Genomic DNA, 10,921 nt, shown 5'->3' with positions numbered 1-10,921 from the left:
AAATCTCAACCCGTTCCTCAACGCTGAAATGTCGATATCGCTGTCCCATCGCAACACCCTAGGAAGGTGTTGCACTTCGTTTGAGAACTCAGGGAATCCAGAGCGCCGGCGAAGCTGGACCCCCATTTTCGCGGGGGTGATGAAAGACGCTCTTACTCCACCAGAACCACGACCGGGACATCGACGACCGCGCTTTGGCCGCCGCGTACCCGGGTCAGGGTGACAACCTCGCCCGCCGCCAGCGTATCGCAGCCGCGTGCGCGAACCGGGCGGCCATTCCAGTGCGTGATCACATCGCCGGGGAGAATGTCGATCCCGTCCGCCGCACCATCGAGCACCGCCTCGACATGCAGGCCGTCAGCGACCGGGCGGAAGGACAGGCCGAGTGCGGGTTCGGGCGGGAAGGTGACGGCAAGCCCGGTACGCGGTTCGATGCTCACGCGCTCGCGCTCGAAATCGAATGTCCAGGTGAAGAAGCGCATCACCTCGCCGCCGATCAGTTCGGTCTGCGGCACGTCCTCGACCTGTGGCGAGGGCAGGATGTGGGGGCCGAGCCGGACCTCGCCGTCGATCCGGCTGCCATCGCGATACTCCATCCGGTTGAAACGCGTCGCCGCTGTCACCGGCCGTGGCGGCTCGGTCAGCGGATAGCGCTCGATATCGTTCACCGCGAAGATCGTCGCGCCCGCCCCGGAATCGATCAGCATCCGCCGTGTGCGGTTCGGGAATTCGACCTCCAGCCAGGGCCGGTCGTCCGGGCCGCGCGCGGAAAAGACGGTCTGACCGTCGGGTCGCGGAAGGCGCCCGGAGTCCAGCCGGATCTGCCCGGCGGCATAGTCGAGCGTCACGAGATAATCGTCGAACCCGTCATAGGCGAGGATGCCGTCGATCTCGCGGCCGAGCGCGATCGACAGATGATCGAGCTGGGACAGCCGCGCGGGCAGGCGGTTGTAATTCACCGGCCCAGCCGTCGCTCCGGTGATGGTCACCCGCTCCAGCCCCGCCATGCTCCGCCCTGACACCCGCTCGATCGCCTCGGGATCGACATAGGTCGTCGAGGCGCCCGTGTCGTAAAGGAACCAGAGCACCCGGTCATCGGGATAGCCCTCGCGCGCCGCGAGACTGACCGGTACGAAGAAATAGCCCCGGCACATCTCCGTCGGCACGACGATCGGATCGGCCGCGGCCGTGCCGGCCAGCGACGCCCCCAGCACCAGTGCTGACATCATCCGCATATCCGCCTCCCATCCCGGCCTGTTGCGCCTAGGATAGCGGCGCGCGCGAGTCGCGGGACCGGGAACAGGTCATGGAGAATTCCCTATGCCGGCTGTGATGAAATCCGTCTGCATCTATTGCGGCTCCAGCCCGGGCAATCACGCCGACTTCGCCCGCGCCGCGAAGGCCATGGGCCGCGCGCTCGCCGAGCGCGGGATCACGCTCGTCTATGGCGGCGGCGCGGTCGGCCTGATGGGCATCGTCGCCGACGCCTGTCTCGAGGCGGGCGGGCGGGTGACTGGCATCATTCCGGAATTCCTCGCCATCAAGGAGGTCGCCCATTCCGGCGTCACCGACATGCGCATCGTGGCCTCGATGCATGAGCGCAAGGCGATGATGGAACAGCTCTCCGACGCCTTCATCGCCCTGCCGGGCGGGATCGGCACGATGGAAGAGCTGTTCGAGATCTGGACCTGGGCCCAGCTCGGCCAGCACAGAAAGCCGGTCGGGCTGATGAATGCCGCAGGCTATTTCGACGGACTGCTGGACTTTCTCGACCGCATGACCGCTACCGGCTTCGTCGGCCAGGGCACGCGCTCCATGCTGCATGTCGGTGATACGCCGGATGCCCTGCTTGACGCCTTCGCGGGCTATGAGCCTCCGGTGACCGGGGTCCACATCAAGCTCAGGCAGACCTAGCGGTTCTTCCCCTCGCCCCCATTTGGGGGAGAGGGTGGCGCGAAGCGCCGGGTGAGGGGGTAGGCGCCTCACTTCGATTTCGGAGCAGAACCCCTCATCCGCCCTTCGGGCACCTTCTCCCCTTCAAAAGGGGAGAAGGGAGACGCGCAGCCTCAGAAACCGCCCAATTCAAGAATCTCCCTTCCCGTTCCGGCGCGCACGCCACACCATGCGCGCCGCACCAATCCTCGGGAGGGATGAGGACATGAACACGATACTCGCGCCGGTCTTGGCGCTCGTCGGCTGGACGTTCGTGATGTGGCTGTGGATGTACGCCACGCGCATCCCGGCCATGCAGGCCGCGAAGATGAACGCCGCGAAGCTGAAGCAGAAATCCGACCTCGACCCGCTACCGGTCAAGGTCAAGCAGATCGCCGACAACTACAATCACCTGCACGAACAGCCGGTGCTGTTCTACGCCGTCTGCCTGGTGATTGCCGCACTGGGCGGAGCCGACAGTGCCGCGCTCGCTCTGGCCTGGGCCTATGTCGCAATCCGTGTCGTGCACTCGCTGATGCAGGCGACGATCAATTTCGTCCCGGCGCGTTTCGCGATCTTCACGCTCGGATCGATCGTGCTCTTCGTGCTGTGGCTGATCACGGCGCTGCGCGTCTTCGCCGGCTAGTTCCGGTAGATGCGCAGATTGCGGTCGATCCAGCCTGCGGCGTCGAGGTCGCGCGGTACGCCGCGGCCGCGCTTCAGCCGGTCGGAGATGACTTCGAGACTGGGCGGGTAGCACCCGGCGGCCGACACGAGGTGTGCTTCCAGAGAGGCGGCTTGCGCATCCATGCCGGCGGGCGGCGCGATCTCGCCCTCGGCATAGAGGCTCGCCAGATTGCTGGCCGCCAGCGGATCGCCCGCTTCCATGGCGCGCATCAGCCAGCCGACGCCCGCCTCGACGTCGCGCTCATGGCCGAGCGTGCCGTGCGTGTAGCTGTAGCCGATCTCGTTGATCGCCGACACGCTGCCCGCGTCGGCGGCTCGGACCATCCAGGCGCGGGCGGCGTCCTCGGTGCCGTCCCCGCCGCGGCTGGCGAGGTGAAAGGCGATCTGTTCCATCGCCTCGACACTGCCGGCTTCGGCCTCGGCTTCGACCTGCCGGATGAGGGCGTCATCGCCCTCCATCGCGTTGAACCGCACCCACCATTCGTCCGAGAAGCCGTCCGACATCGACATGTCGTGAACGGTGCACCGCGTCGCCCGTGCCAGCCTTTCATCCGCGAAGAAGACCGGACCCTCGAAGGCGTCGGCTTCCTTTTCCTCTTCGGTTGGCGGGACGAAGTCGACCACCTCGACGTCCGGCTCGCGCGTGAACTCAAGCCACGCAACGATCAGCGTCGCGGTCACCAGCGTCACACCCAAGGCCATCAAGGCGCGCAGCATCGTCTCGTCCCTTCTTCCCCGGCGGGCATTTTAACGCCTGTTTGGCAGAGGGCGAGTCGCTGAAGGAAGCGCATTCCGTTGCCGCGCTTTTCCCGCTATCAACCCGCGCATGCACGCACCCGAAACCCGTCTCCGCCAGGTCATTGACCGCTTCGAGGAAGTCGAGGCCCGCCTCGGCGCGGCCGGCGATCCCGACGAGATCGTCCGTCTGTCCAAGGAACATGCCGAGCTGAAGCCGGTCGCGGAAAAGGCGATCGCGCTGCACGAGGCGCGCGCCGAGCTCGACGATCTCGAAGCGATGATGGACGGCGACGACGCGGAAATGGCCGCGCTGGCGGAAGAGGAATTCTATGCGCTGAAGAAGCGCCTGCCGCTGCTTGAGGCCGAAATGGCCCGCATGCTGCTGCCCCGGGACAAGGACGACGCGGCCGATGCCGTGCTTGAAATCCGCGCCGGCACGGGCGGCGACGAGGCCGCGCTGTTTGCCGGCGATCTGTTCGCGATGTACCGGCGCTATGCCGAGAAACAGGGCTGGAGCTTCGAGGTGATCTCCGAAAGCGAGGGCGATGCCGGCGGCTTCAAGGAAGTCATCGCCTCGGTCTCCGGCAATGGCGTGTTCGGCCGCATGAAGTTCGAATCCGGCGTGCACCGCGTCCAGCGCGTGCCCGCGACCGAAGCCAGCGGGCGCATCCACACCTCGGCGGCGACCGTCGCCATCCTGCCCGAACCCGAGGAAGTCGACATCGACGTGCGCGACGAGGACATCCGCATCGACACGATGCGCGCCTCCGGCGCCGGCGGTCAGCACGTCAACAAGACCGAATCCGCGGTCCGCATCACTCACTTGCCGACCGGCATCGTCGTGGTTTCGGCGGAGAAGTCGCAGCACCAGAACCGTGCCAAGGCGATGCAGGTCCTGAAGGCCCGCCTATACGAGAAGGAACGCTCCGAAAAGGACGCCGCCCGCGCCGCCGCGCGCAAGGGTCAGGTCGGCTCCGGCGACCGCTCGGAAAAGATCCGCACCTACAACTTCCCGCAGAGCCGCGTCACCGATCACCGCATCGGCCTGACGCTGCAGAAGCTGGACGCCGTGCTCTCCGGCGAAGCGCTCGACGACATCGTCTCCGCGCTGATCGCCGAGGACGAGGCCGCACGCCTCGCCGCTCTGGAAGACGCATGACGGGGCGGGTCGCCGCGCTTGCCCGCCATCCGGTCAAGGGCTTCACGCCGGAACCGCTCGACGCCGCGACCCTGACCGCCGACGCGCACTTTCCGGGAGACCGCATGTTCGCGGTCGAGGACGGTCCGTCCGGCTTCGACCCGGACGACCCGCAGCACATCTCCAAGATTCGCTTCACCGTTCTGGCGCGCCTGCCGGAAATCGCCGCGGTGCGCACCCGCTATGACGACGACACCGGAACACTGATCGCCTGGCATCCCGATTTCGGCGAGATCTCCGCCGACATGGAGGGCGAGGCGGGGCGCCGGATGTTTGCCATCTGGCTGAAGGGGGTCCTGGGTGACGCGGTCGGCGGCCCGCTGAACGTCCTTGCTGCACCGGATGCGCACCGCTTCATGGATTCCCGCTCCGGCTTCGTCTCGATCATCAATCTCGAAAGCCTGCGTGACCTCGAAACGCGGCTGGGCCGGCCGGTCGATCCGGCCCGCTTCCGCGGCAATATCATGGTCGAGAACTGGCCGGCCTGGTCCGAACTCGAAATGGCGGACCGGGAAATCCGGATCGGTGCGGCCGTCCTGACCGGGATCAAGCCGATCGAACGCTGCACGGCGACGCATGTGAACCCCCATACGGCGGAACGCGACATCGACACCGTCCCCGAACTGATGCGGCTCTATGGTCACCGCGATTGCGGCCTCTATGCCCGCGTGACGGTGGGCGGCCGGATCGCCGTCGGCGACCGGGCGACCGCATGACCACACTCAACGACGCTCGCCGCGAACTTGCCGGACGGCTCGGCGAGGCTGGAATCGCCGATGCCGCGCTGGAGGCAAAATATCTTGTCTCCGCCGCCACCAGGCTTGAAGGCGCCAGCCTGATCGCCGAAGGCCGCCGGGTTATCACGGCGGACGAGGCCGAACGCCTGGAAGCGATGGCGGCGCGCCGCCTCGCCCGGGAGCCGCTGGCTCACATTCTCGGCAACCAGCCCTTCTGGACGCTCGACCTCGAAGTCTCGCCGGACGTTCTGATTCCACGCGCCGATACCGAGACGCTGGTCGAGACGGCGCTGGACCAGATGCCTTCGGCGCCCGGCATTCAGCGCGTCCTTGACGTCGGCACGGGATCGGGCGCGGTCCTGCTGGCGATCCTGAAGGAGCGCCCGAATGCCTACGGGATCGGCACCGATATCAGCGCGGCGGCGCTGAAAATGGCCGAACGCAACGCGGCGCGGAACGGTCTCGACGGGCGGTCGGGCTTTCGTCAGACCAGTTGGGCCGGCGGATTGAAGGGCACCGATTTCGACCTTGCCGTGTCCAACCCGCCCTATATCGCGACAGCGGTGATCGCCGGGTTGGAGCCGGAAGTGCGCGACCATGACCCCGCGCTTGCCCTCGACGGCGGCGAAGACGGGCTCGAGGCCTACCGCGCGCTGCTGCCCGAACTCTTCCGTGTCCTGAAGCCGGGCGCACCGATGGCGGTCGAGATCGGCTTCGACCAGGCGGCCGCGGTCTGCGCGCTGACGACGGATGCCGGCTTCACCGGAATCGGCGTACGCTGCGACCTCGGCGGAAATGATCGCGTGGTCCACGCACTGAAACCCAAGTGAAGGAACGGATAAAACCGCTTGTCAGCCCCGCGCAATGCAGTCTACGTATTGAAGCGAGCAGGCGGTACGCGCCAGACGGGGGACTGTCGCGGCCGGATAGTACACCGACCTGCGATTGATCCGGCCCTTGCAATCCGAAAGAACCGTCACATTACCGGCGTACCGGTTCCAGCGCGATTTTGGCGCGGAACCTTGCCAGGAACAGACAGCCTAATCGACGAGGTCAGGCAGGCATGAAGCGTCAACGTGGTCGCGGCCGGGGCAAGTCCGGCGGAGGCAATCCGAATCGTTCTTACGAAAGCAACGGTCCGGAGGTGAAGATTCGCGGCAACCCCGCGACGGTCTACGAGAAGTATTCCCAACTGGCCCGCGACGCTGCGTCGTCCGGTGATCGGGTGCGTGCGGAAAACCTGCTGCAGCACGCGGAACATTATTTCCGCATCATGCAGATGAACCAGCCCCAGCGGTACAATCGCGACGATGAACGCGACGATGACGACCGTCAGGGCGGCTATCCGGGCGATCAGAACGGCCGCAATCGCGACCGGGATGACGACGATCGCGACGATGACCGCGATGACAATCGCGACAATCGCGGCAATCGCCAGAACCAGAACCAGAACCAGAACCAAGGTCAGGGCCAAAACCAGGGCCAGAACCAGGGCCGAGACCGGAACCGCAATCGCCGCAACCGCGATGACAATCGCGGCGACGATGACGGTGATGACAATGACAACCGTCCGCGTGGCGGCGGTGGTGGTGACGGAAATGGCAATGGCAATGACGATGGCGGCGATAACCGGCCGCGCCGTGGCCGCCGTCCCCGGGACCGCGAGGATGCCGGCCATGATCCGCTGAAAGTCGTGGACCCGGAAGCCGAGCACAATGCGCGCGGCGAGTCGGGTGACGCTGACGAGCAGCCGCGCCCCAAGCGCCGGGGACGCCGACCGAAAAGCGCCGAGAACGGTGAAGCCCAGGCGGCACTCGACGCGGCCAGCGATGCGGCCGATGGCGGAAAGCCCTCAGCCGACGAAGCGGCCTGATTTCCTCGGGCCTACCCCTTGTGTGACCCATAAGTCACACCTAAATCCAGCGTGACCGAAGGTCGTCCGTGCCCGAACGGGGCGGCGGCCTTCACCGTTTCTTGCCGTTTCCGGGAGATACGTCCGCCATGGATTTCGAGACCTACACCGACCGCGCGCGCCAGATCGTCCAGGCCGCGCAAGGCCTGGCCCTGAAGGCCGGCCATCAGCAATTCACCCCCGAACACCTGCTGAAGGCCCTCATCGACGATGAGGGCGGGCTGGCGCGCAACCTGATTGCCGCCGCCGGGGGCAAGCCGGACATCGCCGCCGCCGGCGCCGACGCGGCCTTGGGCGCCCTGCCGAAGGTCGAGGGCGGCGGGGGAAAGCTCTACCTCGCGGCGGAAACCGCGAAAGTCTTCGCCGCCGCTGAAGAGGCCGCGAAGAAGGCCGGTGACCAGTTCGTCACCGCCGAGCGCATCCTGCTCGGCCTCGCGCTGCAGCCCGGAACCAAGGCCGCCGAGGCCTTGAAGAAGGCCGGCGTCACCCCGCAAACCCTGAACCAGGCAACCGACAACATGCGCGCAGGCCGCACCGCCGACAGCCAGTCGGCCGAAGACACCTATGAAGCCCTGAAGAAATATGCCCGCGACCTGACCGAGGCGGCCCGCGAGGGCAAGCTCGACCCGGTGATCGGCCGCGACGAGGAAATCCGCCGCACCATCCAGGTCCTGTCCCGGCGTACCAAGAACAATCCGGTGCTGATCGGCGAGCCGGGGGTCGGCAAGACCGCCATCGTCGAAGGGCTGGCGCTGCGCATCGTCAATGGCGATGTGCCCGAAAGCCTCGAGGACAAGCAACTCCTCGCCCTCGACATGGGCTCGCTGATCGCCGGCGCGAAATACCGCGGTGAGTTCGAGGAGCGCCTGAAGGCGGTCCTGAACGAGGTCGAGAACGCCAATGGCCGCATCATCCTCTTCATCGACGAGATGCACACCCTGGTCGGTGCCGGCAAGACCGACGGCGCGATGGACGCGTCCAACCTCCTGAAGCCCGCCCTGGCACGCGGCGAACTGCACTGCGTCGGCGCAACGACGCTCGACGAATACCGCAAGCATGTCGAGAAGGACGCCGCGCTCGCCCGCCGCTTCCAGCCGGTCTTCGTAGCGGAGCCGACGGTCGAGGACACCGTCTCCATCCTGCGCGGCCTCAAGGACAAGTACGAGGTGCACCATGGCGTACGGATCGCCGACAGTGCGATCGTCGCGGCGGCGAACCTGTCCAACCGCTACATCACCGACCGCTTCCTGCCGGACAAGGCGATCGACCTGATGGACGAGGCCGCCTCGCGCCTGCGCATGCAGGTCGATTCCAAGCCCGAGGAGCTCGACGAGATCGACCGCCGGATCATCCAGCTGAAGATCGAGGCCGAAGCGCTCAAGAAGGAAAAGGACGAGGGCTCGAAGACAAGGCTCGAAACCCTGTCGGGCGAGCTCGCCGAGCTGCAGGCGAAGTCCGACGACCTGACCGCCGAATGGCGCGCCGAGAAGGAAAAACTGGCCTCCTCCACCGAGGTGAAGGAACAGCTCGACCGGCTGCGCGCCGAACTGGCTGACGCGGAACGCCGCGGCGACCTCGCCCGCGCCTCCGAGATCAAGTATGGCCGCATTCCCGCGCTCGAGGCTAAGGTCGCGGAGACCGAAAAGCACGACGCCGACGGGGCCCTGGTCAACGAGGTCGTCGACGCCGAGCAGATCGCCGCAATCGTCTCGCGCTGGACCGGCGTGCCGGTCGAGAAGATGCTTGAGGGCGAACGCGACAAGCTGCTGGCGATGGAAAACGCCCTCCGGGGCCGGGTGGTGGGCCAGGACGAGGCGCTCGAAGCCGTGTCCGACGCCGTCCGCCGGGCGCGCGCGGGTCTGAAGGATCCCGCCCGCCCGATCGGTTCCTTCCTCTTCCTCGGCCCGACCGGCGTCGGCAAGACCGAACTGACCAAGACGCTCGCCGCCTTCCTGTTCGACGACGAACAGGCGGTCACCCGCCTCGACATGTCGGAATACATGGAGAAGCACTCCGTCTCCCGCATGATCGGCGCGCCGCCGGGCTATGTCGGCTACGAGGAGGGCGGCGCGCTGACCGAAGCGGTCCGCCGCCGACCCTACCAGGTCATCCTGTTCGACGAGATCGAGAAGGCGCACCCGGACGTGTTCAACACGCTCCTCCAGGTGCTCGATGACGGCCGTCTGACCGACGGTCAAGGCCGCACGGTCGACTTCCGCAACACGCTGCTGATCATGACATCCAATCTCGGCGCGGAATTCCTCCAGGCGGCCGACGATGTGGAAAGCGCGCGCGGTGCCGTGATGAATGCGGTGCGGGCGCACTTCCGGCCGGAATTCCTCAACCGGATCGACGAGGTCATCCTGTTCCGCAAGCTCGCCCGCGAGCACATGGGCGCCATCGTCGACATCCAGATGAAGCGCCTGGCATCTCTTCTGGCCGATCGCCGCATGACGATCGAACTCGACGACAAGGCCCGCGACTGGCTTGCCGCCAAGGGCTACGACCCCGCCTATGGCGCACGCCCGCTGAAGCGCGTCATCCAGAAGGAGGTCCAGGACCCGCTCGCGCGGCTGATCCTCAATGGTGAGCTGAAGGATGGCGACGCGGTTAAGGTCAGCGCCGAGGACGGCCACCTCGTGATCAACGGTCACAAACTCGCCGGCCCGGGCACCGCCTTCGCGCCGCCGCCGCAGGCGACGATCCAGTAGACACCGCGCTGTTTTCCTCCCCTTGAAGGGGAGCGGGGTGGGGTGAGCGTTACCGCTAGACACCCCCACCCCGGTCGGCTGGCTATCGCTCAACCTCCCGGCCCTCCCCTCAAGGGGGAGGGCAAGAAGTCGTGCCTACCCCGCGACCTCGATCACGAGGTGCGGCGTGCCGTCCGACGTGTGGGCATGGGATATCCCACGCTTGTCGACCGTGCCGTTGATCCGCTTGCGGAAGGCCGAGAAGCTGTCGAATCGCACCACATCGACCGCCTCGTCGAGGTCGAGTGAGACGCGGTAGTGCGTTCCCCCGCCCAGAGCGGTGAGCGACAGGATGGTCGCTGTGAAGGGCTGGCCGAGATAGGCCCCGCTGACCTTCGATCCGACCGCCAACGCACCGCGCGGTGCATTGCCGACGGCCGCGTGCAGCGTGTTCCAGTCGCGATAGCCGTACTGCGCGGCGATGAATTCCAGCGCCTCGCCATGCTTGATGAAATTGCCCTCGCGCTCGAGCGAGCCGCGCAGATTGCGCGCCTGCGCCTTCAGGGCCTCGATGGAAGGAAGGGGAGAAGTCTTCGTCATCATGTCAGTCTCTTTCCACGGACATCCGCGCTGAGACAAAGGGGCTCGCATTGCCTTCGTTTCGGGATGTCTCCGGAAGGAAACCGAAACAGGATGATCAAGCGAAGGACTTCACCAGCGGCTTTCACCGTGCGAGCGGCAGGTGCCTTCAGACCCGAGGCGCGGCATGTAGGCGCGGGTTCGGCGGCCGTCAAGGCGCGCGCCGTCCGCTCTAGTTTCATCCCGACGACCCGGTCAGCTGGGAACTTCAGTATGTCGAGCTCCGCGACGACATGCGCGACTGATATCTGTTTTCCCTCCCATTGATGGGGAGGGACGCGAGCGGCGTCCGACAGGACGACGGGAGCGGGGTGGGGTGAGCGTGCCTGCAAGACACCCCCACCCCGGTCGGCTGGCCAACGCTCAGCCTCCCGGCCCTTTTCCCCTC

The 10,921-nt window shown here is 66.4% G+C and carries 10 protein-coding genes; 7 read left to right on the top strand and 3 right to left on the bottom strand.

All coding sequences use genetic code 11. From position 1 onward, the window contains the following. Positions 1–152: 152 nt before the first annotated feature. The gene (locus ACFOOR_RS12360) at positions 153–1,235 is read right to left on the bottom strand and encodes a hypothetical protein (protein WP_343165224.1); all 1,083 of its coding nucleotides are present in this window, start codon (positions 1,233–1,235) and stop codon (positions 153–155) included. Positions 1,236–1,332: 97 nt separating this feature from the next. Here ACFOOR_RS12360 and ACFOOR_RS12355 point away from each other — a divergent pair, with 97 nt between their 5' ends. Further along, positions 1,333–1,914: an LOG family protein gene (locus ACFOOR_RS12355; RefSeq protein ID WP_343165229.1), complete on the top strand. Its 582-nt coding sequence runs from the start codon at positions 1,333–1,335 to the stop codon at positions 1,912–1,914. A 244-nt stretch (positions 1,915–2,158) separates the two neighbouring features. Continuing rightward, the gene (locus tag ACFOOR_RS12350) at positions 2,159–2,578 is read left to right on the top strand and encodes an MAPEG family protein (RefSeq protein WP_343165223.1); all 420 of its coding nucleotides are present in this window, start codon (positions 2,159–2,161) and stop codon (positions 2,576–2,578) included. Here the strand turns inward: ACFOOR_RS12350 and ACFOOR_RS12345 are convergent. Beyond that, positions 2,575–3,336, bottom strand: coding sequence for a tetratricopeptide repeat protein (locus ACFOOR_RS12345; RefSeq protein WP_343165222.1), 762 nt, complete (start codon positions 3,334–3,336; stop codon positions 2,575–2,577). The genes ACFOOR_RS12350 and ACFOOR_RS12345 overlap by 4 nt on opposite strands. A gap of 109 nt (positions 3,337–3,445) precedes the next feature. Between ACFOOR_RS12345 and prfA the strand changes: the two genes are divergently transcribed. The 5 genes from prfA to clpB all read left to right on the top strand — a co-directional run bounded on the left by prfA (position 3,446) and on the right by clpB (position 9,915). Next, complete coding sequence (gene prfA / locus ACFOOR_RS12340; RefSeq protein ID WP_343165221.1) at positions 3,446–4,516, top strand: peptide chain release factor 1; 1,071 nt, start codon at positions 3,446–3,448, stop codon at positions 4,514–4,516. Further along, the gene (locus tag ACFOOR_RS12335) at positions 4,513–5,271 is read left to right on the top strand and encodes an MOSC domain-containing protein (protein WP_343165220.1); all 759 of its coding nucleotides are present in this window, start codon (positions 4,513–4,515) and stop codon (positions 5,269–5,271) included. Before prfA ends, ACFOOR_RS12335 begins: the two co-directional genes overlap by 4 nt. Beyond that, entirely contained in the window at positions 5,268–6,122 is an 855-nt protein-coding gene (gene prmC / locus ACFOOR_RS12330; protein ID WP_343165219.1) for a peptide chain release factor N(5)-glutamine methyltransferase, read from the top strand. The genes ACFOOR_RS12335 and prmC overlap by 4 nt, the downstream gene beginning before the upstream one ends. 233 nt (positions 6,123–6,355) lie before the next feature. After that, positions 6,356–7,165 carry a DUF4167 domain-containing protein gene (locus ACFOOR_RS12325; RefSeq protein WP_343165218.1) on the top strand — a complete coding sequence of 270 codons (810 nt, stop codon included), beginning with the start codon at positions 6,356–6,358 and terminating at the stop codon, positions 7,163–7,165. 128 nt (positions 7,166–7,293) lie between these two features. Further along, complete coding sequence (gene clpB / locus ACFOOR_RS12320; RefSeq protein WP_343165217.1) at positions 7,294–9,915, top strand: ATP-dependent chaperone ClpB; 2,622 nt, start codon at positions 7,294–7,296, stop codon at positions 9,913–9,915. A 135-nt stretch (positions 9,916–10,050) separates the two neighbouring features. Here the strand turns inward: clpB and ACFOOR_RS12315 are convergent, their stop codons facing one another. Beyond that, positions 10,051–10,494, bottom strand: coding sequence for a glyoxalase superfamily protein (locus tag ACFOOR_RS12315; protein ID WP_343165228.1), 444 nt, complete (start codon positions 10,492–10,494; stop codon positions 10,051–10,053). Positions 10,495–10,921: the final 427 nt, after the last annotated feature.

The organism is Hyphobacterium vulgare (assembly GCF_042643335.1).
GTDB lineage: Bacteria > Pseudomonadota > Alphaproteobacteria > Caulobacterales > Maricaulaceae > Hyphobacterium > Hyphobacterium vulgare.
Note: the sequence above shows the minus strand (reverse complement) of the source record. Positions and strands in the feature narration are given on the sequence as shown.